Here is a 25427-nt window from a genome sequence, read left to right on the forward strand (position 1 = left end):
CTCGCACCATCAGGCGGGCAAGAAAGCTGGCCGCCAGGTTGGCCGTGGCTCGGGTGTGGACTTCCGCAAGGGAGAAACGGGTGAAGAGGTCGACGGCCGAGAAGTGCTGGATCCTCTCCCCAGGGCCCAGGGTCACGGTGAGGGTATCCACCTGGATAAGGTCGCCAGGGTGACCCACCTCGTATCCCTTGGGCTTCCTTTGCGCATAGGGCCTCCTGGGCCTTCCCCCCCCCTTCCCCCGCCCCCCCCGGGCCAAAAAACCCGCCACGCTCTCCACGCGGCCGCGCCCTTCAAGGTAGACCAGGATCCGCCCCACGGTGCGCTCGCTCACCGCAAAGCCCTCCTTCCTTAGGGTCAGCCAAATCGGCCAGCGGCCCCAGGTGGGGTTCTCCTTCCTTAGGGCTTCCACCCGGATCAGCAGATCGGAAGACCAGTAAATCCTCCGCCGCAAGCGCTGCGGTTCATTTGGGGTAGGGGCCCCAAAGCGGACGTCTTGACCGAGGCTTAAGACCGGCAAGGCCCTCCTCCTGGAGGCGTTTCCGCCAGCGGTAATAGGTGGCCCGGCTGATCCCCAAAAGCTCCTGGATCTCGGGCCAGCCCACCCGGTATTTCCTGAGCGCCTCCACCTGTTTGAGCTTCCATAAGCGGTCCTGGACTGTGGGATCGCCGGCCCCGGCCTCAAGGTAGCCCTTCGGGCTGACCCGCGCTCCCCGCAAAACCTCTTTGCCAACCGTGGTAAGCTGCATCCGTGGGGACCCCCTCTCTTCTGGAGTGGTCCCCACATTTTTACTCGTCCAGTCTCACATGTGTCTGTCCGGGTTCAGAAGCTTTCAAGAAGGTGCAATCCCCCACCCCGCCCGTCCGGGACTGGCGAGAGGGGAGAAGGCGCCGAGAAGCTTAGTACGCCTTGGCGAAGACCACCCGCTTGCCGTAGGCGGAGGGCCTACCGCAACGGACGCAAAAGCCTTCTTCGGGTTCGGCCTCAAAGGGCACGCAGCGGGTGGTGGCGGTGGTTTCCTCCTGGATGGCCTTCTCGCAGGCCCGATCCCCACAGTGGAAGGCCAGGGCGAAGCCCTCCTGCACCGCCTCCTTGAACTCCTCGTAGGTGTCCACCTTGCGGGTGTGGGCCTCCCGGAAATCCAGGGCCCTTTGATAGAGGGCCTGGTGGAAGGCATCCAGCTTCTCGGGTAGCACGGTGGGGAGGGCTTCTAGAGCCAGGCGCTCCTTCCCCCCCAGGCGGCTGGCCAGCACGGCCTCGCCCGCCTCGAGGTCCTTGGGTCCAAGCTCGATGCGGAAGGGGACCCCTTTAAGCTCCCACTCGTGGAACTTGTACCCGGGGGTGTGCTGGTCCCGGTCGTCCAAATGCACGCGAAGCCCCGCCGCCAAGAGGCGCCGCTTCAGCTCAAAGGCCGCCTCCAGGACCCTTTCCCGGCTTTCCTCCCGGTAGATGGGCACGACCACCACCTGGATGGGGGCCAGGCGGGGAGGCAGGATGAGCCCTTGGTCGTCCCCGTGGGTCATGATGATGGCCCCGATGAAGCGCCAGGAAAGCCCCCAGCTGGTGGTGTGCACGTACTTCACCTGGAGGTCCTTGTCCTGGAACTTGATGTCAAAGGCCCGGGCGAAGTTCTCCCCCAGGTAGTGGCTGGTACCCGACTGCAGGGCCTTGCCATCCCGCATCAAGGCCTCGATGGTGGTGGTGTAGACGGCCCCGGCGAACTTCTCCTTTTCCGTCTTCATGCCCTCCACCACGGGAATGGCCGCGTACTCCCGGGCCAACTTGGCGTAGATGGAAAGCATCCTGCGCACCTCCTCCTCCGCCTCCTCCCGGGTGGCATGAGCGGTATGCCCCTCCTGCCACAGGAACTCGCTGGTGCGCAGGAAGGGCCGGGTGCGAAGCTCCCAGCGCACCACGTTGCCCCACTGGTTGAGAAGCTGGGGCAGGTCCCTATAGCTTTTGATCCACTTGGACCACATGTAGCCGATCACGGTTTCCGAGGTGGGGCGCACGGCCAAGGGCTCCTCCAGCTCCTCCCCGCCCGCGTGGGTCACCACGGCCAGCTCCGGGGAAAACCCCTCCACGTGCTCGGCTTCCTTCTTCAGGAAGCTCATGGGGATGAAGAGGGGAAAGTAGGCGTTTTGGTGGCCGGTTTCCTTGAACATGCGGTCCAAAACCCCCTGGATGTTTTCCCAAAGGGCATAGCCATAGGGACGCACCACGATGGTGCCCCGGACCGGTCCGTAGTCGGCGAGCTCCGCCTTCTGGATGACCTCGAGGTACCACTCGCTGAAGTCCTGGCTTTGCGGGGTTAGGCCCTTCTCCTTCGCCATACCCGCCCATCTTATCAAGGCTATAAAATGGCGGCATGGACCTCTTCGCCGTGTTCAAGGAGCTTCAGCAAAAAAGCGACACCAAGATCCTGCTGGTGGTCCTGGACGGGGTAGGGGGGCTTCCCCTCGAGCCCGGGGGGCCCACGGAGCTGGAGGCCGCCAGAACCCCGAACCTGGACCGGTTGGCGGGGGAAAGCGCCCTCGGCCTCCTCACCCTCGTCTACCCTGGCCTTACCCCAGGCTCCGGCCCCGGGCACCTGGCCCTTTTCGGCTACGACCCCTTCCGCTACCTGGTGGGCCGGGGAGCCCTAAGCGCCCTGGGCCTCGGTGTGGACTTCCGGGATGGGGACGTGGCCTTAAGGGGGAACTTCGCCACCTTAGGCCCAGATGGACAGGTTCTGGACCGCCGGGCGGGCCGCCCCAGCACGGAGGAGAACCAACGGGTGGTGGCCAAACTCCAGGAGGCCATCCCCCGCATTGAGGACGTGGCGGTCTACTTCTACACGGAAAGCGAACACCGCTTCCTGGTGGTCCTCCGAGGCGAGGGCCTGGGGGATGGCCTCACGGACACCGACCCCCAGAAGACCGGCCTCCCTCCCCTCGAGGCCCAGGCCCTGGACGAAGCCTCCAGGAAAACTGCCCGGGTGGTGAACCTCCTTTCGGCGCGCATCCGGGAGGTGCTCAGGGACGAGCCCAAGATCAACGGGGCGCTTTTCCGGGGCGCCTCAAGAAGGCCTTCCTTTCCCAGCATGGCGGAGGTCTACGGGGTCAGGGCGGCCGCCATCGCCAGCTACCCCATGTACAAGGGCCTGGCCAGCCTGGTGGGCATGGAGGTCCTGCCCGTGGAAGGGGAAGGCGATGCCCACGAGGGGAAGCTTAAGGCCCTAAGGGAAAACTGGGAGGGCTACGACTTCTTCTACCTTCACTTCAAGAAGACCGACGCCAAGGGGGAAGATGGGGATTTCCCGGGCAAGGTGGCGGAGATCGAGCGCTTCGACGCCCTTCTTCCGGAAATCCTTGCCCTAAAGCCGGACGTTCTGGCCATCACCGGGGACCACTCCACCCCTGCCCTTCTAAGGGCCCACTCCTGGCACCCTGTGCCCCTCCTCCTCAAGGCCCCTTACCTGCGAAGGGATGCTGCCCAGCGCTTCACGGAAAGCGAGGCTACCAAGGGAAGCCTGGGCCACCTGAGAGGGATGGAGCTCATGCCCCTCCTCCTCGCCCATGCGGGAAAACTTCTCAAGTACGGGGCCTAGATCCTGGTAAACTGGGAGAACATGGTTCGCCACCGCATCCGCAAGGAGGAGTTTGAAGCCCTCCTTAAGGAGGTGCCGGAAGGGGTGCGGCTTGAGCTCCTGGACGGGGAGGCCTTTACCGCCTAAAGCGCCTGGTGAAACCAGGAGAGGAGGTGGCACCCGAGGGCCTAGGGGCCCCCTCCCTCGTCTGGCGCCCCCCCGGGCCCTAGAGGTACCCTGCCCGCCGAAGCTCTTCCGCCACCGCCTCGAGGACCAGCTCGTAGGCCCGGTCCAGGTCAACGTCCTTTAAGGTGGCCCCGGCAGCGGGCACATGCCCCCCACCCCCAAGCTTCAGGGCGATGTTCTGGGCGGAAACCCCACCCCGGGAGCGGATGGACACCTTCACCCCTTCCTCCCGCTTGCGCAGGAAGACGGAAACCACGCTCCCCTCCACGTAGCGGATGAGCCCCACGAAGTCGTCGGAGTCCTCCTCCTCCCGCTTGGCATCCTCGGGAAGGTGGGCGGTGACGAGAAGCCCCCCAAAGTGGAAGGCCACGGTGGAAAGCACCTGTCCCATGAGGCGGAAGTAGGAGGGGGGGCGGAACTGAAGCCGATCCGTAAGCTCGGCCAGCTTCACCCCGTACCCCACCAACTCCGCCGCCACCCGCAGAACCTCGGGGGTGGTGTTGGCGAAGCGGAAGTTGCCGGTGTCGGTGAGGATGCCGGTGAGAACGGGGGTAGCGATCTCCGCCGTCCACTCCACCCCCAGGAGATCAATGAGGTCCTTCACCATCTGGGCGGTGGCCGCCTTGGAGGGATCCACCACGGCGATATGCCCGAAACGGGGATTGGTGCCGTGATGGTCAATGTTGATCACAAAACCCTCCACCGGCACCCCCACCACCCGGCTAGGCTCGGCGCTGTCCAGGGCCACCAAGGTAGCCCCCACGGGAAGCTTGTCCACGGGATCCGAGTACTCCTCCTCCTTCGGCAAAAAGCGCAGGAACCTAGGGGGCTCGGCCACCCAGTAGGCCTCTTTGCCCAGGGCCTTAAGGGACCGGTATAAGCCTAAGGAGCTTCCTATAGCATCCCCATCGGGGTCCACGTGGGTGGCGATGTAGATGGGGCCTTCCACCGCCTTCAAGACCTCGGCCACCAGGCGCATCTTTTCCCAGTACCTGGGATCGGGAGCGTTCCCGTCCATAGGCTATACCCTATCACGCATGGCGGGCCACCTCCGGGGAAAGAGGGGCTTGGAGCTTACAGGTGGTGACCACGTAAAACTCCTGGAGCACTTGAAGGGGGTATGCCCCCGGCATCCAGGATTCCCTGACGCATCCAGGAAAGTTGACGGCTAAAGGCCTCTTCTAGACCCTCCTCCCGCTCCACCTCCTTCTCCAAAAGCTCCGCCACCCAGGCGTTTAGGCTCAAGCCCCGCTTCAGGGCCAAGGCCCGGGCCCGGCGCACCAGCTCTGGGGAAAGCCTTAAGGTTAAGTTTCTAGAGGTTCCACCCCCCCGCCACCTCGAGGACCTGCCCGGTCACGTAGGGCTCCCGCACGAAGAAGAGCACCGCCCGAGCGATCTCCTCGAGCAGGGCCAGACGGGCCATGGGGATCTCCTGAAGGGGTTTGGACACGGAGTTTTCCGCCACCCCCGGGGCCACCACGTTGGCGGTAATCCCCGCCTGGGCAAACCGCTTGGCGATGGCCTTGGTGTAGAGGATCACCCCGGTCTTGGCGATGGCGTAGGGGGTGATGTGAGTCCGGGCGAGAAGGTTCTGGGCCCCGGCGTAGCCCAGGTTCACGATGCGCCCATACCCCTGGGCCACCATGAGGGGAAGGACCTTCTGGGTGAGGAGGAAGGTGCTGGTGAGGTTGGAGTCCAGGATCCACCGCCACTCCTCCAACGAAACCTCCTCTATGGGCTTATAGAGGTAATCCCCCACGTTGTTCACCAAAACGCCGATCCCCCCCAGGTGGTAGCGCACCTCCTCCACCAGGGCCAAGACCTCCTCCTCCCGGGTGAGATCAGCCCGCACCTTGATGGCCTTAACTCCCAGGGCCTCCGCCTCGAGGCGGGTGGCCTCCGCCAGGCCCTCCGAGGTGCGGTAGTGCACCACCACGTGAAAACCCTCCTTGGCCAAGGCCAGGAGGATGGCCCGGCCAATGCCCTTGGCGCTCCCTGTGACCAAGGCAACCCTCATCTCCCCCCTTTTACCACCAGGTGGGTTTCCAGCAAAACCCGGGTGAAGCTATTCAGCGGAAAGGAAAGGCCCTCTTCCGGCCTTACCCAGGCCCACTCCAGAATCTCCTCGCCCGGCCGCACCTCCCCTTCCCCTTGGGCAAAGTAGTTGAAGAGGAGCATGTGGGTGGGCTTGTAGAACTCCGGGCTGAAGATGGCCTCCTGCACCAGGGCGAAGCGCACCTCCCTAAGGTCAAGGCCCACTTCCTCCCGGAACTCCCGCCTTAAGGCTTTCTCGAGGCTTTCGCCCCACTCCACCTTTCCCCCGGGCACCCCCCATAGCCCCCGCCACTTCGGGGTGCGCACCAGAAGCACCCGGCCCCCTTGCTCCACCAGGGCCCCTACCGTGGGGATGGGATACTGCGGGCGATCCTCCATAGGTACCAGGCCCCAAGGTACACCGCCTGGAGGAGGACGAAGGTGAGGTAGGCCCCAGGCTGGTGAAGGGCCAGGAAGACCCCAAGAAAGAAGAGCTGGGTGGTGAGGCCCAGGTTGACCACTCCCGCCAGGGCGGCCTCGTCCCAAAAGCGCAAGGGGTCAAGGCCAAGGCGGCGGGCCAGGGCCTCCTCGAGGGCGGTCACGGCCCGGTCCTGGGGCAGGAAGAGGAAGCGGTAAACCCCCCTCAAGAGGGCGAGGAGGGGGGTCTCGGGGTCTTGGGGCTCTGGGGGAAGGAAAAGCCCCCGGGCCTTTCGGTATAGCCTTTCCAGATTAAAGTCCCAGGTCTGGACGAGGGTAAAGACCAAGAAGGCGGCAAAGGCCCACCCCCAAGCCCCGGTCCGAAAGCCCAGGGCCAGGAAGAGGAAGAGGTTCCCCAGGAAGTCCAGCTCCGTATCCAGATAGCGCCCAAGCTCCGTGACCTCCCCCCTGAGGCGCGCCAGCTGGCCATCGGCGTTGTCCAAAACGGTTTTTAGCTGGAGAAGAAAGGCTGCGGGCACATCCTGGCCCAGATGGATCAACCTGGCGGCGAGCAGGACCAAGAGCGTATGGAAGAGGACCAGGTGGTGAGGCCTAACGCGGGTGCGGTACAGCAAGAGGACCACCAGGTGGGCCAAGGGGCGGAAGAGAAGGACGTTAAGGAACTCCTGTACCGGCCTTTCCTTGGCTCCCGGTACCATGATCAGTCCTGGATGTGGGAGAGCACCCGGGCCACCACCTCCTCGAGGGTCATCCCGCTGGTATCAATCACGATGGCCTCGGGAGCAGGGACGCTTTGGGCCCGGTCTAGCTCGTCCCGCCGGATCAACTCCTTCAGCACCTCCTGGTAATCCTGTGGCCGCTCCAGGGTGCGCCGCCTGGCCCGCACCTCCGGCGTGGCCGTGAGGTAGAACTTGTGGGGCGCCTGGGGAAAGACCGCCGTACCCATGTCCCGCCCCTCGGCCACGAAGGGAGGCGGCACTTCCCTAAGCCTCTCGTTCACCCAGGCCCGCACCCCGGGATGGCGCGCCACCTGGGAAACCACGCGATCCACCTCCGGGGTGTGGAGGTAAGGGGTCAGGTCCTCCAAAGTGGAAGCCTTCTCGGCCACCACCCGGTTGCCCTGAACCTCGGGGAGCAAACGCACCCGGTAAGTTTCCAAAAGAGCCAGGATACCCGGCTCATCCCCGGGGTCCACCCCCACCCTCCGGGCCAGGTAGGCGGCGGCGCGGTAGAGGAGGCCGCTACTCAGGTAGGGCACCCCCAAGGCCTCCGCCACCTTTTTAGCCACGGAGCTTTTCCCCGAGGCGGAAGGCCCGTCGATGGTCACGATGCCCCGCATAGCCGCTTCAGGTCCTGGAAGAACCCAGGGTAAGAGATCTCCGCCCAATGGGGCTCCCAAATCCTAACCCCCACGGGGAGCGCCGCCACGGCGAAGGCCATGGCGATGCGGTGGTCGTGGAAGGGTTCCACCTCCCCCGGCTTCACCCCACCGCCTTGGATCCTAAGCCAGTCCGGCCCCTCCTCCACCCCCACCCCTAAAGCCCTGAGGTTATGGGCGATGGCGGCGACGCGGTCCGATTCCTTCACCCGTAGCTCGGAAAGGTTTGGAATATAGGTTTCCCCTTCCGCCCAGGCGGCCGCCGCCGCCAGGACGGGCACCTCGTCCACCATGAGGGGAATCAACCCCGGGTCCACGGAAACTCCCTTCAGGGGGCTATAGCGAGCCCGTATCCAGCCCACGGGCTCCCCCGCCTCCCCTTCCACCACCTGCCACTCCAGATCCGCCCCCATCTCCCGGAGCACCTTGAGAAGACCAGTACGGGTGGTGTTCAAGCCCACGCCCTCCACGGTGACCTCGGAACCCGGGGTGAGGAGGGCCGCCACCAGGAAAAAGGCGGCAGAGGAGAAATCCCCGGGCACGGTGAGGTCCCTGGCCGGAAAGGGCTCGGCCCTGCGGGTGCGGACGCGCGGGCCCTCGGCTTCCAAGGGAAGCCCGAAGTGACGGAAGAGCCTTTCCGTGTGGTCCCGGGTGGGAACAGGCTCCACCACCTCCGTGACGCCCTCGGCAAAAAGCCCGGCCAGGAGAAGGGCGCTTTTCACCTGGGCGCTGGGCACGGGAAGGGTGTAGGAAACTCCCTTTAAACCTCCACCCCGCACCGCCAGGGGGGCCTTCTTACCCCCTTCCCTTCCGTCTATAGAGGCCCCCATAGCCCGGAGAGGCTCCACCACCCGGCCCATGGGACGACGGCGCAGGGAAGCGTCCCCCGTCAAAACGGCAAAAAGGCCCCCCTGCCCGGAAAGGATGCCCAGAAGGAGGCGCATGAGGGTGCCGGCGTTGCCGCAGTCCACCACATCCTCGGGTTCCCTCAAGCGTAGCCCCTGCCCCCGCACCCGGAAGTGGGGGCCCTCCTCGAGGACCTCCGCCCCCAAGGCCTGCATGGCCCGGGCGGTGGAAAGGGTGTCCCCCGCCTTCAAAGGGTAAAAAAGCCTTCCCTCCCCCTGGGCCAAGGCGAGGAGCATGAGGCCCCGGTGGGTCACAGACTTGTCCCCGGGGACCCTCAGGCTCCCCCGCAAGGGGCCGCAGGGGGCAAGGTCCAGAAAAGGTCGGTCCATGCCCCCTAGTCTTGGGGCGAAGAAGGGGTTTGGTCAAGGCCGGAGCTAGCCCAGAAGGGAGGCCGAGCCTATGCGTGCCCTCCTCCGGAGCCTTCAGGGCTAGTCCCCAGGAGAAGGCCTGCCCCTTCCAGGAGGGCTTCCTCCCCCGGCTCCAGAAGCAAAGTGGCGAAGGGGTGGAGAACCTCATCCCCCAAGCGGGCTTCCCCCGCAAGGAGGGTGAGGATAAGAGGGGCCCCCGGCCTTAGGGCCAGCCGCCCCTTCAGGGGGTAGCGGTAGAGGCGGAAGTAGGGGGTGGAAAGGAGGACCTCCCCCCCGGGCACGGGCTTAGGAGCAAAGGAGGGAAGGGGGGTGGGCTCCAGGAGGGCCACCTCCAGGGCCTTCTCCAGGTGGAGCTCCCGGGGGCGGCCGTAATCGTAAAGCCGGTAGGTGAGGTCCGAGGGCGTCTGCACCTCGTAGACCCTCACCCCCGGGCCCAAGGCATGCACCACCCCGGCGGGCAGGTAGAGCACCTGGCCCGGGGCCACGGGAATCCGGTTCAGGATAGGGTCCAGGTTCCCGCTGGCCACAGCATCCCTAAGCTCCTCGGGGCCCACCCGCCGGGAAAAGCCGTAAACCACCTCCCCCGGGGTGAGCACGTACCAGGCCTCGTATTTGCCAGGCCTCCCTTCCTTCTCTAGGGCATAGGCATGGGGCGGGTGAACCTGCACGGAAAGCCATTCCGCTGGGTCCAGGATCTTCACCAGGAGGGGCTCCTCCGAAAGCCACACCTCTCCCACCCCTAGGCCGAAGCCCAGGGCACCTCCCCCCCAGGGACGCAGCACCGGCTTAGGACGGAAAAGCCGCACGAGGGTTAGCATAAGGGGTATGCGCGACCTGGACCGCGAGGAAACCTATCTCTCGGACCGCCGGGGCCTGGCCCTGGAGCTTCGCGACCTGGTAGGCACGGGTCCCGTGCCCACCAGGTCCTACCCCGCACCCCACGCCGCCTTGGGCTATGGGGAGGGTCACTTCGCCGCCCGGCTGTCCGGCCTCCCCGACTGGACGGAGGAGGGAACCCTGTTCGTGCTGGAAGGAGGGTACGACCTGGGAGAGGCCGCTGCCCTTTCCCTTCTGGCAGAAACGGAGCGGGTGCAGGTGGTCAAGGTGGGCCTCCGCCCCGGGGTGGAGGTCTATCTGTCCCCTAGCCCCCTGAACCCTTACCGCTACCTGCGCTTCCTCCTTCTGGCCACAGGACAGGAGGAAGCCCTCTCGGAGGTGGACAGGGCTTTGCTGGAGGAACGAAAACGCCTCACCCCGGAAATCCCCCTCGAGGAGAACCCCGCCAAGTTCCTGGCCTATACCCTGGTGGAGCGGATCCCCCTCCTCTACGCTCCCTTTCACCGCCCCTTGGAGGAAGCGGCGCAGAGCCTTTTTGCCCGCATCGGGAAAAGCCTGGCCCTCACCCCACCCCATAGCGCCCTGGAGTTTTTCCTCACGGGCCTCGAGGCCCGCCACGAGCAGGGAGACCCCCTGGCCGCCCTCCTTCTGGGAGAAGGGGAAGCGGTACGGCTGGCCAAGGAAATCCTGGAAACCCGGGTGGACGCCATCGCCGAGGTGCCCGCTCCCACGGGAAGCCGCCTGGCCCAGGCCCTGGCCCTCTGGTACCGGCTGGCCTGGACCGCCTACTACCTGGCCTTGCTCTACGGGGTGGATCCCTCCGACCCCGAGGTCCTAAAGCGCCTGCGGGAGGCCACCTGAGCCCTTGAAAGCCCATGGGGCCCTTTCCCGAGCCCAAAGACCTGCAAACGGCCATGGCCCTGCAAAGAAGCCTGGCGGAGAGGGTGGTGTTGGAAGGAAGCCTCGAGGGTGTCCGGCGGATCGCCGCCCTGGACGCCTCCCACCGGCGGGGCAAGCCCCTGGTGGCCGTGGCTGTGCTTTACCACCTGGAAAAGGGGCTCCTCTGCGTAGGCCTAGAGGTGGTACCCGAGGAAGCCCTCTTCCCCTACATCCCGGGCTTCCTCTCCTTCCGCGAGGCCCCCGCCTACCTGGAGGCTTTAAAGAACCTTCCTGAACCCCCCGAAGCCCTCCTGGTGGACGGCCAGGGCATCGCCCATCCCCGGGGCCTGGGCATCGCCAGCCACCTGGGGGTCCACCTGGACCTCCCCAGCATCGGGGTGGCCAAAAGCTTGCTCTACGGCCGCCTCGAGGCTCCCTTGCCCCTGGAGGCGGGAAGTGCGGTAAGGATTCTCTCCCCGGAAGGCCGCCCCCTGGGCTACGCCTACCGCAGCCGAAAGGGGGTCAAGCCCCTTTTCATCTCCCCGGGGCACCGGGTGGGCCTGGAGGAAGCCTTGGCCTTCGTGAAGCACCTTCCCACCCGCTTCCGCCTGCCGGAACCCTTGCGCCTGGCCCACCTCGAGGCGGGAAAAGCCCTGCGCCGGCTGGACCCGTAAACTGAAGGCCGTGGAAGCGCATCGGCCGAATCCCGTCTACCGGGCCGCCTGGTATCTGGCCCGGTTTCTCCTTCACCTCCTCTTCGGCTATCGGGCAGAGGGCGCGGAAAACGTGCCCAAAGAAGGCCCGGTCATCCTAGCCGCCAACCATCTTTCCATCCTAGATCCCATCGCCATTGGGGCTGGGATACGGCGCCCGGTAAGCTTTTTAGCCCGGGCTGATGTCTTCCGCCTGCCCTTCCTCTCCTGGCTTTTACCCCGGCTTTACGCCATTCCCGTGGAGCGGGGGCAAAGCGACCTTTCCGCCATCAAGGGCGCCATCCGCGCCCTTGAACGGGGCATGGCCTTCGGCATCTTCCCGGAAGGAACTAGAAGCCGCACGGGCAAGCTCCAGCCCTTCAAGACCGGGGTGGCAGCCATCGCCCTGCGCACCGGAAGCCCGGTGGTACCCGTGGCCGTGGTGGGCACCGACCAGGCCTGGCCCGTGGGCCGAAAGCTCTTCCGTCTGCGCAGGCCCATCCGGGTGATCTACGGCAAACCTATACCGGTTCCGAGGCTCTCCCGCTTTACCCACCAGGAGCTGGAAAGCCTGACCCGGGAGATAGAGGCCCGGGTACGGGAACTCCTGCCACCCCAGTACCGCTAGAGCCAATACTTCCGCTATCACACATTGCTATACACAGGTATACAAATAGGTCAGAGTATTGCGTGGCTGCATTCAGGCGTGCTATAGTCCTTGCGGAAGGGGAAAGAGGAAGGAGGTGAAGAATGGCAGCAAAGAAAACAGTCACCAAAGCGGATCTGGTGGATCAGGTGGCTGCCGCCACGGGCCTCAAGAAGAAGGACGTGAAGGTAGCGGTGGATGCGTTCCTCTCCAAGGTGGAAGAGGCCCTCTCGGGGGGGAACAAGGTCCAGCTCACCGGCTTCGGCACCTTTGAGGTGCGCAAGCGCAAGGCCCGCACCGGCGTGAAGCCCGGCACCAAGGAGAAGATCAAGATCCCCGCCACCCAGTATCCCGCCTTCAAGCCGGGCAAGGCCCTCAAGGAAAAGGTCAAGAAGTAAGGTATTCCCTTCCCCCGGGGGGCTAAAGCCCCCCGGGTTTATTTCGCCTCCTACCCTTTCTCTCTCTGCCGTGCCCCTAGGTATCCCAGAACACCGCGGGGGCGAGGATTTTCCGGGGCCCCCACCTGGGCTTTCGCCAAGGCGAGGGGGTATCAAGCTCCGCCCAGGGCTCCCCCTGGTTTGACCTTGGGCACCACCCGGGGGGTTTCCTTTTCCGGGCGCTCCTGGGGGGTGCTTTCCTCCTCCTCCAGGGGCAGGCCCTCCACCACCTTCTGGAACTCCTCGGCGGTGAGGGTTTCCCGCTCCAAGAGGGTCTCCGCCACCCGCTCCAGGATCTCCCGCTTCTCCTGAAGGAGATTCTTCACCCGCTGGTACTGCTCCTCAATGAGGCGGCGCACCGCCTCGTCGATGCGCTTGGCGGTTTCCTCAGAGTACTGGCGCACGTCGTACCCGCCCAGGTAGGTATCCTCCCGCACGGCGTAGGCCACCGGCCCGAACTCAGGGTGCATGCCCCACTCGGTGATCATGCGCCGGGCCAGCTCCGTGGCCTGGCGGAAGTCGTTTTCTGCCCCCGTGGTCACGTCCTCAAAGATGAGCTCCTCCGCCGCCCGCCCAGCCAGGGCCACGGCGATCTGGTCCAGGAGGCGGTTCCGGCTCCAGTGGAGCATATCCTCCCGCCTGGGCATCATGAAGCCCAAAGCCCGGCCCCTGGGCACGATGGTCACCTTGTGCACCCCGTCGGCATGCTCCAGGAAGTGGGCGGCCAGGGCATGCCCCGCCTCATGGTAGGCGGTGATCTTGCGGTCGCGGGGGGTGAGGACCAGGCTCTTCTTAGCCGGCCCCATCATCACCCGGTCGGCGGCCTCCTCGAGGTCCTTCATGGTGATCTTCTTCCGGCCTTCCCGGGCCGCCAGGAGGGCTGCCTCGTTCAAGAGGTTCTCCAGGTCCGCGCCCACGAAGCCCGGGGTGCGCTTGGCCAGAAGGGCCAGGTCCACGTCCTCCGCCAGGGGCTTACCCCGGGCGTGGATCCTGAGGATCTGCTCCCGGCCCCGGACATCCGGAGCATCTATGGCGATCTGGCGGTCAAAGCGCCCCGGGCGGAGCAGGGCCGGGTCCAGGACGTCGGGGCGGTTGGTGGCGGCCATGACGATGATGGTGGAGTCCTTCTCAAATCCGTCCATCTCCACCAGGAGCTGGTTCAAGGTCTGCTCCCGCTCGTCGTTGCCCCCGCCCACCCCGCTTCCCCGCTTCCTTCCCACGGCATCGATCTCGTCAATGAAGACGATGCAAGGGGCATGCCGCTTGGCGGTTTCAAAGAGGTCCCTGACCCTGGCCGCCCCCACCCCCACGAACATCTCCACGAAGTCGGAACCGCTTGCGGTGATGAAGGGCACCTTGGCCTCCCCGGCCACCGCCCGGGCGATGTGGGTCTTGCCCACCCCCGGGGGCCCCACCAGGAGGACCCCCTTGGGGATCCTCGCCCCCATCTCGTGGAAGCGGGCAGGGTTTTTCAGGAACTCCACGATCTCCTTGAGTTCCTCCTTGGCCTCCTCGGCCCCGGCCACGTCCTTGAAGGTGACCTTGGGGGCCTCGGTGAGGACCTTGGCCCGGCTTTTGGTGAAGCTGAAGGCGGAGTCCGAGGGCCCGGCGCGCCCGCTGCGGGAGAAGTAGAAGAGGGCGCCCACCAAAAGACCCACCAGGAGAAGGGGCCACAGGAAGCCCAAAGGGCTTTGGCCCTGGGGAGGCTCCACCCGCACGCTCACGCCCCTTTTGGTCCAGGCCTCGAGGGTCTGGTTATCCGGGGGACTGGCGGCGTAGGTGGTGAAGGTGGAGCCGTCGGTAAGGGTGCCCTGGATGCGGGTATCCCCGGCCCGCACCACCACCTCCTTCACCCGGCCCGCCTGCAGGTCCTCCAGGAAGGTGGTGTAGTTCACCCCACCCCCGGGGTTCCCCGCCGTGCCCGCCAAGCTAAAGGCCCAGGCCAAAAGGAGCAGGCCCAACACGAAGACCAAGAAGTTCAAGGGAAGCCGGGACATGTCTTCTCTTAGGGTACACGCCCCCGGGGAAATCCGGGTAGCCCAGGGCACCATGATATGGGTGTGCTCAAGTCTCTTGACTTATCCATGTGGCATGGTCTATGCTTGAAATGAGAGGTGTAGCTATGACCAAGGCAGTGGGCATTGACCTGGGCACCACCAACAGCGTGATCGCCGTCATGGAAGGCGGCAAGCCGGTGGTTCTGGAAAACGCCGAGGGGGAAAGGACCACCCCCAGCGTGGTGGCCTTCCGGGATGGCGAGACCTTGGTGGGCCGCATGGCCAAGCGCCAAGCGGTCTTAAACCCCGAGGGTACCGTCTTTGAGATCAAGCGGTTTATCGGCCGCCGCTGGGAGGAGGTCCAGGAGGAGGCCAAGCGGGTCCCCTACAAGGTGGTCCCGGGGCCCGATGGCGGAGTGCGGGTGGAGATTAAGGGCAAGCTCTACACCCCCGAGGAGATCAGCGCCATGGTCCTCCGCAAGCTGGTGGAGGACGCCTCCAAGAAGCTCGGGGAGAAGATCACCAAGGCGGTGATCACCGTGCCCGCCTACTTCAACAACGCCCAGCGGGAGGCCACGGCCAACGCCGGGCGGATTGCGGGCCTCGAGGTCTTGCGCATCATCAACGAGCCCACCGCTGCCGCTTTGGCCTACGGCCTGGACAAGAAGGGAAACGAAACCGTCTTGGTCTTCGACCTGGGGGGCGGCACCTTTGACGTCACGGTGCTGGAGATCGGGGAGGGGGTCTTTGAGGTGAAGTCCACCTCCGGGGACACCCACCTGGGCGGGAGCGACATGGACCACGCCATCGTGAACTGGCTGGCCGAGGAGTTCAAGCGGGAGTACGGGGTGGACCTTAGGGCGGACCGCCAGGCCCTCCAGCGCCTCATTGAGGCCGCGGAGAAGGCCAAGATTGAGCTTTCCAGCACCTTTGAGACCACCATCAGCCTGCCCTTCATCGCCCTGGATCCCGCCAGCAAGACCCCCCTCCACCTGGAAAAGAAACTCACCCGGGCCAAGTTTGAGGAGCTCATCGAGCCCCTCCTCAAGCGCCTCAGGGGCCCGGTGGAGCAGGCCCTGAAGGACGCCGGCCTGACCCCGGCCCAGATCGACGAGGTGATCCTGGTGGGCGGGGCCACCCGGGTGCCCGCGGTGCAGAGGGTGGTGAAGGAGCTCTTGGGCAAGGAGCCCAACCGCTCCGTGAACCCCGACGAGGTGGTGGCCATGGGGGCCGCCATCCAGGCAGGCGTCCTCATGGGCGAGGTCCGGGATGTGGTCCTTCTGGACGTCACTCCCCTCTCCCTGGGCGTGGAGACCAAGGGCGGGGTGATGACCGTGCTGATCCCCAGGAACACCACCATCCCCACCCGCAAGTGCGAGATCTTCACCACCGCCGAGCACAACCAGACCGCGGTGGAGATCCACGTCCTCCAGGGCGAGCGCCCCATGGCCGCGGACAACAAGAGCCTGGGCCGGTTCCGCCTCGAGGGTATCCCCCCCATGCCCGCCGGGGTTCCCCAGATCGAGGTCTGCTTTGACATCGACGCCAACGGCATCCTCCACGTGACCGCCAAGGAGAAGTCCACGGGCAAGGAGGCCTCCATCACCATCCAGAACACCACCACCCTCTCCGAGGAGGAGATAAAGCGGATGATCGAGGAGGCCCAGCGCCATGCGGAGGAAGACCGGCGCCGCCGGGAGCACGCCGAGCTCAAGAACACCCTGGACTCCACCCGCGTCCAAGCGGAGAGGATCCTCCAGGAGAAGCAAAGCACCCCCGAGGCCAAGGCGCGCCTCGAGGCGGCCATCGCCAGGGCCAAGGAGCTTTCGGAGAAGGATGCCTCCGACCCCGAGCTGAAGACCGCCACGGAGGAGCTTCTGAAGGCAGTGGAGGCCTACGAGAAGGCCGCCACCGCCGGGACCACCGGGGCATCCAGCCGTGGCCCTGACGACGTGATCGACGCCGACTACAAGCCCGCCGACTAAAGCCCCCCTGCCCTGGCCCCTGCCGGGGCAGGGGCTTCCCCTTACCCCCTCTTGGAGGAAGCATGGAGAAGGAACGTGAGGAAACCCAACAGGAGCAGGCCGCCCAGGTGGAGCAAGACCTTAAGGCGGTGGGCGAGGAGGCCCTGGCCCTGGAACAACGCCTCCTGGCCCTGGAGGAGGAGCTCCGAGCCCTGAAGGATCGGTACGTGCGCCTCCTTGCCGACTTTGACAACTACCGCAAGCGCATGGAGGAGGAGCTTAGGCCTAGGGAACGGGAAGGGATCCTCAGGGCGGTCAGGGCCCTTCTCCCCGTTCTGGACGACCTGGAGCGGGCCTTGGAGTTCGCCGAGGCCAACCCGGACAGCATCCTCAAAGGGGTTAAGGCGGTGCGGGAAGGCTTCTTCCGCATCCTGGCGGGGCTTGGGGTGGAGGAGGTGCCCGGGGAGGGGGAGGCCTTTGACCCCCGGTACCACGAGGCCATCGGCCTCCTTCCCGGGGAGCCCGGCAAGGTGGCCCGGGTCTTCCAAAGGGGCTTCCGCCTGGGGGAGGCCCTGGTGCGCCCGGCCCGGGTGGCGGTGGGCGAGGAGAAAAGCCCCGAAGAAGAGGGCGTGGAGTAGGCCATGAAGGACTACTACGCCATCCTGGGGGTACCGAGAAACGCCACGCAGGAGGAGATCAAGCGGGCCTACAAGCGCCTGGCCCGCCAGTACCACCCCGATGTGAACAAAAGCCCCGAGGCCGAGGAGAAGTTCAAGGAGATCAACGAGGCCTATGCGGTTCTCTCCGATCCCGAGAAGCGCAGGGTCTACGACACCTACGGCACCGCCACCCCTCCTCCACCCCCGCCCCCTGGGGGGTACGACTTCTCCGGGTTTGACGTGGAGGACTTCTCCGATTTCTTCCAGGAGCTCTTCGGCGGCGGGCTCTTCGGGGTAGGGCGAAGGGCGCGCCCCCGCCGCGGCCGCGACCTCAGGGCCGAGCTGCCCCTAAGCCTCGAGGAGGCCTTCCATGGAGGCGAACGGGTAGTGGAGGTGGGGGGAAGGCGGGTTCCCGTGAAAATCCCCCCGGGGGTGCAGGAAGGGAGCACCATCCGCCTGGCAGGCTTAGGGGGCCCGGGAGACCCTCCCGGGGACCTCCTCCTCACGGTGCGGCTCTTGCCCCACCCCGTCTTCCGCCTCGAGGGCCAGGACCTCTACGCCACCCTGGACGTCCCTGCCCCTATCGCCGTGGTGGGCGGCAAGGTGCGGGCCCCCACCTTAGAGGGCCCCGTGGAGGTCACCATCCCCCCCAGAACCCAGGCGGGCAAAAAGCTCCGGCTTAAGGGGAAGGGCTTTCCCGGACCCCATGGCCGGGGGGACCTCTACTATGAGGTGCGGGTGGTGATCCCCGAGCACCTGACGCCTGAGGAGGAGGAGCTTTGGCGGAAGCTCAAGGAGGTGCGCTATGCTGGCGCGTAGCTCCTATGTATCCTTAGAGGCTCTGGCGGACTATGGCCTCTCCCTGGGGGTGGTGCGGGCCTACGTGGAGATCGGCTTCGTGGAGCCCCTGGAGGTGGGGGGTGCCTGGTACTTCCGGGAGGAAGACCTTCTGCGCATGGCCAAGGCGGAACGCATCCGCCGCGATCTGGGGGCCAACCTGGTGGGGGCAGCCTTGGTGGTGGAGATCCTGGAGCGCGGCTAAGCACCCTTTAGGCCAGGGCCTCCAGGCGGCGGGACATCCTTCCCAATCCCTTCCCGTATAATCCAATCAAAGCGCGTTGCTCTCCCCCCCATTTGGCGAACCTCGATCGGGGCAGGTGGCTGCGTTAGATGTTTATCTACACAGATATCTTGACAATGTTCATATTAAGCGATATGATTTAGACAGTAGGAGGCAAGAGGTATGAACCTGGAACGCTGGACCCAAGCCGCCCGCGAGGCCCTGGCCCAGGCCCAGGTCCTGGCCCGGGAGATGAAGCACCAGGCCATCGACCTGCCCCATCTATGGGCGGTTCTCCTGAAAGACCCGACGGGCCTGGCCTGGCGGCTTCTGGAGAGGGCAGGGGGTAACCCCAAGGCCCTCAAGGAGAGTGCCGAGCGGGAACTGGGCCGCCTGCCCAAGGTGGAGGGGACCGAGGTGGGCCAGTACCTTTCCCAAAGGCTTGCCCGGGCCCTGGACCGGGCCGAGGCCCTTATGGCCGAGCTCAAGGACCGGTTCGTGGCGGTGGACACCTTGGTGCTGGCCTTGGCGGAGGCCTCGAGGGCCGAGCCCTCCTTGCAGGTGGGTATTCCCGAAGAAGGCTCCTTAAGAAAAGCCCTGCAGGAACTAAGAGGAGGTAAAACCGTGCAGACGGAACATGCGGAAAGCACCTACAACGCCCTGGAGCAGTACGGCATCGACCTCACCAAGCTGGCCGCCGAGGGCAAGCTGGACCCGGTGATCGGCCGGGACGAGGAGATAAGGCGCACCATCCAGATCCTCCTCCGGCGCACCAAGAACAACCCGGTGCTCATCGGCGAGCCCGGGGTGGGCAAGACCGCCATCGTGGAGGGGCTGGCCCAGCGGATCGTGAAGGGGGATGTGCCGGAAGGCCTTAAGGGCAAGCGGATCATCTCCTTGCAGATGGGCTCCCTCCTGGCCGGGGCCAAGTACCGGGGCGAGTTTGAGGAGCGCCTGAAGGCCGTCATCCAGGAGGTGGTACAGAGCCAAGGGGAGATCATCCTCTTCATCGACGAGCTCCACACCGTGGTGGGGGCGGGCAAGGCCGAAGGCGCCGTGGACGCCGGCAACATGCTGAAGCCCGCCCTGGCCCGGGGGGAGCTTCGGCTTATCGGGGCCACCACCCTGGACGAATACCGGGAGATTGAGAAGGACCCCGCTCTGGAAAGGCGCTTCCAGCCCGTTTACGTGGACGAGCCCACGGTGGAGGAGACCATCTCCATCCTGCGGGGCATCAAGGAGAAGTACGAGGTCCACCACGGGGTGCGCATCTCCGACAGCGCCATCATCGCCGCCGCCACCCTCTCCCATCGGTACATCACGGAAAGGCGCCTCCCCGACAAGGCCATTGACCTCATCGACGAGGCCGCAGCCCGCCTGCGCATGGCCCTGGAGAGCGCCCCCGAGGAGATCGATAGCCTGGAGCGGAGGAAGCTCCAGCTGGAGATTGAAAGGGAAGCCCTCAAGAAGGAGAAGGACCCGGATAGCCAGGAGAGGCTCAAGGCCATTGAGGCCGAGATCGCCCGCCTCTCGGAGGAGATCGCTAGGCTCAGGGGGGAATGGGAGAAGGAGCGGGAGATCTTGCGCGCCCTAAGGGAGGCCCAGCAGCGCCTGGACGAGGTGCGGCGGCAGATTGAGCTGGCCGAGCGCCAGTACGACCTGAACCGGGCCGCGGAGCTCCGCTACGGGGAGCTTCCCCGCCTCGAGGCCGAGGTGGAGCGCCTGTCCCAGGCCCTTAAGGGGGCGCGCTTTGTCCGCCTCGAGGTCACGGAGGAGGACGTGGCCGAGATCGTGGCCCGCTGGACGGGGATCCCCGTGGCCAAGCTCCTGGAAGGGGAAAGGGAAAAGCTCCTCCGCCTGGAGGAGGAGCTCCACAAGCGGGTGGTGGGCCAGGATGAGGCCATCCGGGCCGTGGCCGACGCCATCCGCAGGGCCAGGGCCGGGCTTAAGGACCCGAACCGCCCCATCGGGAGCTTCCTCTTCCTTGGGCCCACGGGGGTGGGGAAGACGGAGCTGGCCAAGGCCATCGCGGCCACCCTCTTTGACACGGAGGAGGCCATGGTGCGCATTGACATGACGGAGTACATGGAGAAGCACGCGGTCTCCCGCCTCATCGGGGCCCCTCCGGGCTACGTGGGGTACGAGGAAGGGGGCCAGCTCACGGAGGCCGTGCGGCGGAGGCCCTACACCGTCATCCTCTTCGATGAGGTGGAGAAGGCCCACCCCGACGTCTTCAACATCCTCCTGCAGATCCTGGACGACGGCCGACTCACGGACTCCCATGGCCGCACCGTGGACTTCCGCAACACCGTGATCATCCTCACCTCCAACCTGGGAAGCCCCCTGATCCTCGAGGGCATCCAGCAAGGCAAACCCTACGAGAGGATCCGGGAGGAGGTCTTCGCCATCCTGCAGAGGCACTTCCGCCCCGAGTTCCTGAACCGCCTGGACGAGATCGTGGTCTTCAGGCCCCTCACCCGGGAGCAGCTGCGGGAGATCGTGGAGATCCAGCTCCAAAGCCTCAGGGCCCGCCTGGCGGAAAAGCGCATCACCCTCACCCTCACCGAGGCCGCCAAGGACTATCTGGCCGAGCGGGGCTACGACCCCGTCTTCGGGGCCAGGCCCCTGAAGCGGGTGATCGCCCGGGAGCTGGAAACCCCCCTGGCGGTGAAGATCCTGGCCGGGGAGATCAAGGAGGGGGACGCCGTGGTGGTGGACGTCGGGCCCACGGGGCTGGTCTTCCGCAACCCCGAGCGGGTAGAGGCCTGAGAAAGGAGGCGGCATGAGCGTGGTGGAAGTCCTGCAAAAAGCCTACCAGGATGAGCTCCTGGATGCCCTGCGGGCGGAGCGGGCGGCGGAAAGGGTGCCCTACCCCCACCTCCGGGCCCTCCTGGAGGAGGTGGTCCGTAGGGAGCGGGCCCATGCCGAGGCCATCGCCGAGGCCCTCCGCCGCCAAGGCGCCTCCCTCCCCCCGATGCCCCAGGTGGAGGAGGAGGGCTGGGAGGCGCTCCTCCGCCTTCTTTCCGAGGAAGGCTTTGACCGGGCCTACTACCTGGAAAGCACCTTTCCCGAGCCGGACCTCGAGGCCCTCTTCACCCGGCTGGGCCACGAGGAAAGGCTTAACCAAGAAGCCGTGCGCAAAGCCGTGGCCCTTTTAGGAGGTGGCCTATGATCGGAAAGGAAGAAATCCAGCGCATCAAGGAAACCCTGGCTATCGCAGAGGGGCCCATCCTCTCCCTCTACCTGGACATCAACCCCGCCAAGCCGGAAAACGCCAACCGGGCCTATGCCCTAAGGGCCAAGGACGCCATGAAGGCCCTGGGGGTACCCCAGGACCTGCAGGATAGGGTACTGGAAGTGTTGAAAAACCAGGTTCTGGAGGCCAAGACCGCCGTTTTCTTCGCCAAGGACAAGCCCTTTGAAACCCTCCTGCTCCAGGTGGAGCTGCCCCTGGTCTCCAGCCTCAAGACCACCTTCCTGGGGGAAAAGGAAAGCCGTTTCCTCACGGACGGGGCCTTAGCCCACTACGGCGAACCCTTCCTCCTCCCCCTCATCTACGCCCTGGACGAGTACGAGCGCTACGGGGTGGTCTACCTGGACCAGGAGCGCTGGCGGGTGTTTGAAATCTTCCTGGGCGAAATCCAGGAAGTGGGGGATGCCTTCCTCGCCCTGGATACCGAGGCCTGGCGGCGGCTTTCCCTGGACGCCCCGGGGCGCCGCTTCAACCTGGGGAGGATCTCCCGGGGCGGGGCGGGGCAGGACCTCTTCGCCAAGCGCCTGGCCGCTTGGGAGGAGCGCTTTTACAAGACCCTGAGCCACGAGCTGGAGAAGCTGGTGGAGGAACGGGGGTTCACCCGCCTGATCCTCATGGGCCCCGAGGAGCACACCAAGCTCTTCCTGGGTTACCTGCCCAAGCGCCTTAAGGAGAAGCTGGTGGCCCTGCTTCCCTCCCTGCCCCACCCCGGGGCCAGTCCCGGCCAGGTGCTCAAGCGGCTGGAGCCCGTCCTGGAGGAGATCGAACGGAAGGGGGAGGTGGAACTTCTCAAGAAGCTGGAGGAAGCCTACCCCAAAGCGGTCTTCGGCCCCGAGGTGCTTGAAAGGGTGCAGGAGGGACGGGTGGAGCTCTGGGTGCTTCCCTGGCACCTGGACCAGACCGCCTACGCCTGTGACGGGATCTTCTTCCCCGATGAGGCCCGGGCGCTAGCCACCTGCGAAAAACCGGAGGCCAAGCCCCTGGCCGTGGTCCTGCCCGAGCTGGCAGCAGGCTACGCCGCCAAGCTGGAGTTCGTGCGGGGCGAAGCGGAAAAGCAGCTTCTGGAGCGCGGAGGCATGGCCGCGCTCCTGAGGTGGTGAAAAGGAGGTGAGGAGGATGATGCGGTTTGATCCTTTCAGGGAGTTGGAGGAGTTGCAGGAGCGTCTGGCAAGGGCCTTCGGCGCCACCCCCCAGCAGGGGCCCAGGGTGTACGCCCCTCCGGTGGACGTGATGGAGGATGAGGCTGGGCTTCACGTGCTGGTCTACCTTCCCGGGGTGGACCCGGAGAAGGTGGAGGTGGTGGCCGAGGAAGGCACGCTTTCCGTGAAGGCGGAGCGGCCCTTCGAGAAGCGGGAGAACGTGGCCTACCACCGCCTCGAGGGCCCCTACGGCACCTTCGCCCGGAGCTTCAACGTGCCCAGCACCTTTGACCTCTCCCGGGTCCAGGCCCGCTTCCGCCACGGCGTCCTGCACCTTTTGGTACCGAGGGCCGAGGCCACCAAGCCCAAGAGGATCCAGGTGCAGGTGGAATAGGAGGTGAGGTATGCGGCGGACCACGCGGTACATCCTGGCCACTTCCAACCCCATGGGCGACCTCGAGGCCCTGGAGAAGCTGGTGAAGCTGGCTCCCGACACGGGGGCGGATGCCCTGGCCATCATAGGCAACCTCATGCCCAAGACGGCGAAAAGCCGCGACTACGCCGCCTTCTTCCGCATCCTTTCCGAGGCTCATCTCCCCATCGCCTACATCCCCGGGCCCCAGGACGCCCCCATCTGGGAATACCTCCGGGAGGCCGCCAACATCGAACTGGTACGGCCCGAGATGCGCAACGTCCACGAGACCTTCACTTTCTGGAAGGGTCCCTACCTGGTGGCGGGCATCGGCGGGGAGATCACCGATGACGGCGAGCCCGAGGAGGGCGAGGCCCTGCGCTACCCCGCCTGGGTGGCGGAGTACCACCTGAAGACCCTCTGGGACCTCAAGGACTACCCCAAGATCTTCCTCTTCTACACCAATCCCTACCACAAGGGCCTTGGGGAAGGGGGGTCCCATGAGGTGGCCCACCTGGTCAAGACCCATAACCCCCTCCTGGTGATCACCGCCGGCAGGGGCCAGAAGCACGAGATGCTGGGGGCAAGCTGGGTGGTGGTGCCGGGTGACCTCTCCGAGGGGGAGTTCAGCCTCCTGGACCTGAGGGCGAGGAAGTTGGAAACCGGAAACGTGCGTTAAGCCCCTCCAGGGTTTCCCAGGGGGCGAAACCACCGAAACCCTGGGGGGCGCTGTAGAATGAGGCGAGGTGGATCATGGAAAAGGAAAAGCTCATCCAAGGGTTGAACGAGGATCTGGCCCACGAGTACCAGGCCATCATCCAGTACATCACCTACGCGGCCACGGTTGCGGGGATCCATCGGCAGGAGCTTAAGGAGTTCTTCCTGGCGGAGGTCCAGGACGAGCTCCGCCATGCCCAGCTCCTGGCGGACAAGATCACGGCCCTGGGGGGGAAGCCCACCACCCAGCCAGCCCCCGTGCCCGAGGCCGCCACGCCCCGGGCCATGCTGGAAGCGGTGCTCCAGGCGGAGAAGGAGACCATCGCCCGCTACGTGGAAAGGATGAAGCAGGCCGAGGCCTTGGGGGATTATGGCCTGGCCAACGACCTCCAAGAGATCATCTCCGAGGAGACGCGGCACAAGGAGGAAACGGAGAAGCTCTTGAGGGGCCACTGGAAGGAGTGAGGCCCTCCCGGCCTGGACCTAGCGCAAGACAAGGGAGGAGGTATGCGCTTCACCGAGCTTGCCGAGCGCTTCCTGGCCCTCGAGCCCCAGCTCCCCGAGGGGCCGGGGAAGGAGGCCCTTTCCCTGCTCCACGCCATGCTCCAGGAGGTCTGGCGGCAGGTGGGAGCGGGACCCCGGGAGGGCGGCGGGCTCGAGGAGCTCCGCAACCTCTACAAGAAGGCCCCCAAGATGGAGGCCCCCCGGGTGGCCCCAGGGCTTGCCGTGGGGGAGAAGGCTCCGGACTTCGCCCTTCCCGACGCGGAGGGCCGGCTTGTCCGCCTTTCCGACTTCCGGGGCCGCCCGGTGGTTCTGGCCTTCTACCCTTTGGACTGGAGCCCAGGGTGCAGCCAGCAGCTGGACCTCTACCAGGCGGAACTGGAGGAGTTCCATAGGCGAGGGGCGGTCCTTTTGGGGATCTCGGTGGACTCCCTTTACTCCCACGGGGCCTGGGCCTTTGTCCGTGGCCTCACCTTTCCCCTCCTCTCCGACTTCCACCCCAAGGGGGAGGTGGCCCGGCGCTACCGGGTCTGGCGGGAGGTAGACGGCTTTAGTGAGCGGGCCCTCTACGTGGTGGACGGCGAGGGGGTCATCCGCTACGCCCACGTCTCCCCATACCTGCACCACATCCCCCCGATCGAGGAGCTCTTCCAGGCCCTGGACGCCTTGAGGGGAGGTTAGGGATGGAGCCGGTGGTGCTCTACGGGACTTCCTGGTGCGCCCAGACCCAGCTTCTGCGCCGCCACCTGGAGAGGCTCGGGGTGCCTTACCGCTACGTGGACCTGGAGCTCCACCCCGAGGTCCACCCGACCCTCCGCTTCCTCACCGGGGGGCGGCTTTCCCACCCCGTGGTCTACGTGGGGGGTGAGGTCCTGGTGGAGCCCACCCTGTCCGAGTTGGAGCGGGCCCTTTGGCGCAGGGGGTACCTGTGGCGTCCGTGGTGACCTGTCCCCGTTGCGGGGCCCAAAACCGTATCGGAAAGGCCCCAAAGGGCACCTTCCCCGTCTGCGGGGCCTGCAAGGCCTCCCTGCCCTGGGTGGTGGAGGCGGACGAGGAGAGCTTCGCCCAGGAGGTGGCGGGGGCGGCCCTGGTCCTGGTGGACTTTTGGGCTCCCTGGTGCGGCCCCTGCCGCCTCCTTTCCCCCGTGCTGGAGGAGCTTGCCCGGGAGCATGCGGGCAAGCTGAAGGTGGTCAAGGTCAACGCGGACGAGAACCCCCGTCTAGCGGGCCAGTACGGGGTGATGAGCCTCCCCACCCTGGTTCTCTTCCAAAACGGGCACCCGGCGGCCACCTGGGTAGGGGCGAGCCCTAGGCGGGTTCTGGAGGAAAGGCTTAGGCCGTATCTGGAAAGGAGGTGAA

General features: G+C 65.8%; 28 protein-coding genes and 1 pseudogene. 18 read left to right on the top strand and 11 right to left on the bottom strand.

Annotated elements, in window-relative coordinates:
- A pseudogene (locus F604_RS11995) lies at positions 1-746 on the bottom strand (helix-turn-helix domain-containing protein); the annotation flags it as partial.
- Positions 747-897: 151 nt separating this feature from the next.
- Positions 898-2331: a proline--tRNA ligase gene (proS, locus tag F604_RS0106745; protein WP_019550976.1), complete on the bottom strand. Its 1434-nt coding sequence runs from the start codon at positions 2329-2331 to the stop codon at positions 898-900.
- A gap of 35 nt (positions 2332-2366) precedes the next feature.
- On the opposite strand from proS, the gene F604_RS0106750 reads away from it, so the two are divergent.
- Positions 2367-3587: a 2,3-bisphosphoglycerate-independent phosphoglycerate mutase gene (locus F604_RS0106750; RefSeq protein WP_019550977.1), complete on the top strand. Its 1221-nt coding sequence runs from the start codon at positions 2367-2369 to the stop codon at positions 3585-3587.
- A 205-nt stretch (positions 3588-3792) separates the two neighbouring features.
- On the opposite strand, the gene F604_RS0106760 is transcribed toward F604_RS0106750, so the two are convergent.
- The 8 genes from F604_RS0106760 to F604_RS0106795 form a co-directional block, all read right to left on the bottom strand.
- Positions 3793-4770, bottom strand: coding sequence for a DHH family phosphoesterase (locus F604_RS0106760; RefSeq protein WP_019550979.1), 978 nt, complete (start codon positions 4768-4770; stop codon positions 3793-3795).
- Positions 4771-4826: 56 nt separating this feature from the next.
- Positions 4827-5033 carry a hypothetical protein gene (locus F604_RS12000; protein WP_019550980.1) on the bottom strand — a complete coding sequence of 69 codons (207 nt, stop codon included), beginning with the start codon at positions 5031-5033 and terminating at the stop codon, positions 4827-4829.
- A 31-nt stretch (positions 5034-5064) separates the two neighbouring features.
- A complete protein-coding gene (tmpR, locus tag F604_RS0106770) occupies positions 5065-5769 on the bottom strand; it encodes a bifunctional dihydropteridine reductase/dihydrofolate reductase TmpR (protein WP_019550981.1) in 705 nt (234 codons plus the stop codon).
- Complete coding sequence (locus F604_RS0106775; RefSeq protein ID WP_019550982.1) at positions 5766-6185, bottom strand: NUDIX domain-containing protein; 420 nt, start codon at positions 6183-6185, stop codon at positions 5766-5768. The genes tmpR and F604_RS0106775 overlap by 4 nt, the downstream gene beginning before the upstream one ends.
- Positions 6149-6922 carry a CDP-alcohol phosphatidyltransferase family protein gene (locus tag F604_RS0106780; RefSeq protein WP_019550983.1) on the bottom strand — a complete coding sequence of 258 codons (774 nt, stop codon included), beginning with the start codon at positions 6920-6922 and terminating at the stop codon, positions 6149-6151. The genes F604_RS0106775 and F604_RS0106780 overlap by 37 nt, the downstream gene beginning before the upstream one ends.
- A gap of 2 nt (positions 6923-6924) precedes the next feature.
- Positions 6925-7563 (bottom strand): (d)CMP kinase, encoded by a 639-nt coding sequence (gene cmk, locus F604_RS0106785; RefSeq protein WP_019550984.1) that lies wholly within the window; start codon positions 7561-7563, stop codon positions 6925-6927.
- The gene (gene aroA, locus F604_RS0106790) at positions 7548-8837 is read right to left on the bottom strand and encodes a 3-phosphoshikimate 1-carboxyvinyltransferase (protein WP_019550985.1); all 1290 of its coding nucleotides are present in this window, start codon (positions 8835-8837) and stop codon (positions 7548-7550) included. The genes cmk and aroA overlap by 16 nt, the downstream gene beginning before the upstream one ends.
- A 68-nt stretch (positions 8838-8905) precedes the next feature.
- Entirely contained in the window at positions 8906-9694 is a 789-nt protein-coding gene (locus tag F604_RS0106795) for a class I mannose-6-phosphate isomerase (protein ID WP_019550986.1), read from the bottom strand.
- Positions 9695-9701: 7 nt separating this feature from the next.
- Here F604_RS0106795 and F604_RS0106800 point away from each other — a divergent pair, with 7 nt between their 5' ends.
- The 4 genes from F604_RS0106800 to F604_RS0106815 all read left to right on the top strand — a co-directional run bounded on the left by F604_RS0106800 (position 9702) and on the right by F604_RS0106815 (position 12328).
- Positions 9702-10574 carry an SIS domain-containing protein gene (locus F604_RS0106800; RefSeq protein WP_019550987.1) on the top strand — a complete coding sequence of 291 codons (873 nt, stop codon included), beginning with the start codon at positions 9702-9704 and terminating at the stop codon, positions 10572-10574.
- Positions 10575-10588: 14 nt separating this feature from the next.
- Positions 10589-11266 carry an endonuclease V gene (locus F604_RS0106805; protein WP_019550988.1) on the top strand — a complete coding sequence of 226 codons (678 nt, stop codon included), beginning with the start codon at positions 10589-10591 and terminating at the stop codon, positions 11264-11266.
- 10 nt (positions 11267-11276) lie between these two features.
- Positions 11277-11912, top strand: a complete 636-nt coding sequence (locus F604_RS0106810) for a lysophospholipid acyltransferase family protein (protein ID WP_019550989.1) — start codon at positions 11277-11279, stop codon at positions 11910-11912.
- A 122-nt stretch (positions 11913-12034) separates the two neighbouring features.
- On the top strand, positions 12035-12328 hold the full coding sequence (locus F604_RS0106815; protein WP_019550990.1) for an HU family DNA-binding protein: 294 nt from the start codon (positions 12035-12037) through the stop codon (positions 12326-12328).
- A gap of 152 nt (positions 12329-12480) precedes the next feature.
- Here the strand turns inward: F604_RS0106815 and ftsH are convergent, their stop codons facing one another.
- Positions 12481-14364: an ATP-dependent zinc metalloprotease FtsH gene (ftsH, locus tag F604_RS0106820; protein ID WP_019550991.1), complete on the bottom strand. Its 1884-nt coding sequence runs from the start codon at positions 14362-14364 to the stop codon at positions 12481-12483.
- Between the two features lie 125 nt (positions 14365-14489).
- Between ftsH and dnaK the strand changes: the two genes are divergently transcribed.
- The 13 genes from dnaK (at position 14490) to trxA (ending at position 25426) form a co-directional block, all read left to right on the top strand.
- Positions 14490-16349: a molecular chaperone DnaK gene (gene dnaK / locus F604_RS0106825; protein ID WP_019550992.1), complete on the top strand. Its 1860-nt coding sequence runs from the start codon at positions 14490-14492 to the stop codon at positions 16347-16349.
- A 62-nt stretch (positions 16350-16411) separates the two neighbouring features.
- Positions 16412-16966 carry a nucleotide exchange factor GrpE gene (locus F604_RS0106830; RefSeq protein ID WP_019550993.1) on the top strand — a complete coding sequence of 185 codons (555 nt, stop codon included), beginning with the start codon at positions 16412-16414 and terminating at the stop codon, positions 16964-16966.
- A gap of 3 nt (positions 16967-16969) precedes the next feature.
- Positions 16970-17806, top strand: a complete 837-nt coding sequence (locus tag F604_RS0106835) for a DnaJ C-terminal domain-containing protein (RefSeq protein ID WP_019550994.1) — start codon at positions 16970-16972, stop codon at positions 17804-17806.
- Positions 17793-18029 (top strand): chaperone modulator CbpM, encoded by a 237-nt coding sequence (locus F604_RS0106840; RefSeq protein WP_019550995.1) that lies wholly within the window; start codon positions 17793-17795, stop codon positions 18027-18029. The genes F604_RS0106835 and F604_RS0106840 overlap by 14 nt, the downstream gene beginning before the upstream one ends.
- A 201-nt stretch (positions 18030-18230) precedes the next feature.
- Positions 18231-20816 (top strand): ATP-dependent chaperone ClpB, encoded by a 2586-nt coding sequence (clpB, locus tag F604_RS0106845; protein WP_019550996.1) that lies wholly within the window; start codon positions 18231-18233, stop codon positions 20814-20816.
- Between the two features lie 13 nt (positions 20817-20829).
- Positions 20830-21219, top strand: coding sequence for a ferritin family protein (locus tag F604_RS0106850; protein WP_019550997.1), 390 nt, complete (start codon positions 20830-20832; stop codon positions 21217-21219).
- Positions 21216-22400, top strand: coding sequence for a VLRF1 family aeRF1-type release factor (locus F604_RS0106855; protein WP_019550998.1), 1185 nt, complete (start codon positions 21216-21218; stop codon positions 22398-22400). The genes F604_RS0106850 and F604_RS0106855 overlap by 4 nt, the downstream gene beginning before the upstream one ends.
- Before the next feature lie 16 nt (positions 22401-22416).
- A complete protein-coding gene (locus F604_RS0106860; RefSeq protein WP_026329040.1) occupies positions 22417-22833 on the top strand; it encodes an Hsp20/alpha crystallin family protein in 417 nt (138 codons plus the stop codon).
- 10 nt (positions 22834-22843) lie between these two features.
- A complete protein-coding gene (locus F604_RS0106865; RefSeq protein ID WP_019551000.1) occupies positions 22844-23530 on the top strand; it encodes a metallophosphoesterase family protein in 687 nt (228 codons plus the stop codon).
- 74 nt (positions 23531-23604) lie between these two features.
- The gene (locus F604_RS0106870; RefSeq protein WP_019551001.1) at positions 23605-24033 is read left to right on the top strand and encodes a ferritin-like domain-containing protein; all 429 of its coding nucleotides are present in this window, start codon (positions 23605-23607) and stop codon (positions 24031-24033) included.
- Positions 24034-24075: 42 nt separating this feature from the next.
- A complete protein-coding gene (locus F604_RS0106875; protein ID WP_019551002.1) occupies positions 24076-24750 on the top strand; it encodes a peroxiredoxin in 675 nt (224 codons plus the stop codon).
- A 2-nt stretch (positions 24751-24752) separates the two neighbouring features.
- Positions 24753-25013, top strand: a complete 261-nt coding sequence (locus F604_RS0106880; protein ID WP_019551003.1) for a glutaredoxin family protein — start codon at positions 24753-24755, stop codon at positions 25011-25013.
- A complete protein-coding gene (gene trxA / locus F604_RS0106885) occupies positions 24998-25426 on the top strand; it encodes a thioredoxin (RefSeq protein WP_026329041.1) in 429 nt (142 codons plus the stop codon). The genes F604_RS0106880 and trxA overlap by 16 nt, the downstream gene beginning before the upstream one ends.
- Position 25427: the final 1 nt, after the last annotated feature.

The organism is Thermus scotoductus DSM 8553, assembly GCF_000381045.1.
GTDB lineage: Bacteria > Deinococcota > Deinococci > Deinococcales > Thermaceae > Thermus > Thermus scotoductus.

Excerpts from the sequence above, each read along its gene's own strand:
- F604_RS0106850 (WP_019550997.1), top strand. The coding sequence starts at position 20,830 with ATGAGCGTGGTGGAAGTCCTGCAAAAAGCCTACCAGGATGAGCTCCTG.
- F604_RS0106840 (WP_019550995.1), top strand. The coding sequence starts at position 17,793 with ATGCTGGCGCGTAGCTCCTATGTATCCTTAGAGGCTCTGGCGGACTAT.
- tmpR (WP_019550981.1), bottom strand. The coding sequence starts at position 5,769 with ATGAGGGTTGCCTTGGTCACAGGGAGCGCCAAGGGCATTGGCCGGGCC.
- clpB (WP_019550996.1), top strand. The coding sequence starts at position 18,231 with ATGAACCTGGAACGCTGGACCCAAGCCGCCCGCGAGGCCCTGGCCCAG.
- F604_RS0106775 (WP_019550982.1), bottom strand. The coding sequence starts at position 6,185 with ATGGAGGATCGCCCGCAGTATCCCATCCCCACGGTAGGGGCCCTGGTG.
- proS (WP_019550976.1), bottom strand. The coding sequence starts at position 2,331 with ATGGCGAAGGAGAAGGGCCTAACCCCGCAAAGCCAGGACTTCAGCGAG.
- aroA (WP_019550985.1), bottom strand. The coding sequence starts at position 8,837 with ATGGACCGACCTTTTCTGGACCTTGCCCCCTGCGGCCCCTTGCGGGGG.
- F604_RS0106800 (WP_019550987.1), top strand. The coding sequence starts at position 9,702 with ATGCGCGACCTGGACCGCGAGGAAACCTATCTCTCGGACCGCCGGGGC.
- F604_RS0106835 (WP_019550994.1), top strand. The coding sequence starts at position 16,970 with ATGAAGGACTACTACGCCATCCTGGGGGTACCGAGAAACGCCACGCAG.
- F604_RS0106805 (WP_019550988.1), top strand. The coding sequence starts at position 10,589 with ATGGGGCCCTTTCCCGAGCCCAAAGACCTGCAAACGGCCATGGCCCTG.
- F604_RS0106870 (WP_019551001.1), top strand. The coding sequence starts at position 23,605 with ATGGAAAAGGAAAAGCTCATCCAAGGGTTGAACGAGGATCTGGCCCAC.
- cmk (WP_019550984.1), bottom strand. The coding sequence starts at position 7,563 with ATGCGGGGCATCGTGACCATCGACGGGCCTTCCGCCTCGGGGAAAAGC.
- F604_RS0106880 (WP_019551003.1), top strand. The coding sequence starts at position 24,753 with ATGGAGCCGGTGGTGCTCTACGGGACTTCCTGGTGCGCCCAGACCCAG.
- F604_RS0106875 (WP_019551002.1), top strand. The coding sequence starts at position 24,076 with ATGCGCTTCACCGAGCTTGCCGAGCGCTTCCTGGCCCTCGAGCCCCAG.
- F604_RS0106780 (WP_019550983.1), bottom strand. The coding sequence starts at position 6,922 with ATGGTACCGGGAGCCAAGGAAAGGCCGGTACAGGAGTTCCTTAACGTC.
- F604_RS0106855 (WP_019550998.1), top strand. The coding sequence starts at position 21,216 with ATGATCGGAAAGGAAGAAATCCAGCGCATCAAGGAAACCCTGGCTATC.
- F604_RS0106815 (WP_019550990.1), top strand. The coding sequence starts at position 12,035 with ATGGCAGCAAAGAAAACAGTCACCAAAGCGGATCTGGTGGATCAGGTG.
- ftsH (WP_019550991.1), bottom strand. The coding sequence starts at position 14,364 with ATGTCCCGGCTTCCCTTGAACTTCTTGGTCTTCGTGTTGGGCCTGCTC.
- F604_RS0106795 (WP_019550986.1), bottom strand. The coding sequence starts at position 9,694 with ATGCTAACCCTCGTGCGGCTTTTCCGTCCTAAGCCGGTGCTGCGTCCC.
- F604_RS0106830 (WP_019550993.1), top strand. The coding sequence starts at position 16,412 with ATGGAGAAGGAACGTGAGGAAACCCAACAGGAGCAGGCCGCCCAGGTG.
- F604_RS0106860 (WP_026329040.1), top strand. The coding sequence starts at position 22,417 with ATGATGCGGTTTGATCCTTTCAGGGAGTTGGAGGAGTTGCAGGAGCGT.
- dnaK (WP_019550992.1), top strand. The coding sequence starts at position 14,490 with ATGACCAAGGCAGTGGGCATTGACCTGGGCACCACCAACAGCGTGATC.
- F604_RS0106750 (WP_019550977.1), top strand. The coding sequence starts at position 2,367 with ATGGACCTCTTCGCCGTGTTCAAGGAGCTTCAGCAAAAAAGCGACACC.
- F604_RS0106865 (WP_019551000.1), top strand. The coding sequence starts at position 22,844 with ATGCGGCGGACCACGCGGTACATCCTGGCCACTTCCAACCCCATGGGC.
- F604_RS0106760 (WP_019550979.1), bottom strand. The coding sequence starts at position 4,770 with ATGGACGGGAACGCTCCCGATCCCAGGTACTGGGAAAAGATGCGCCTG.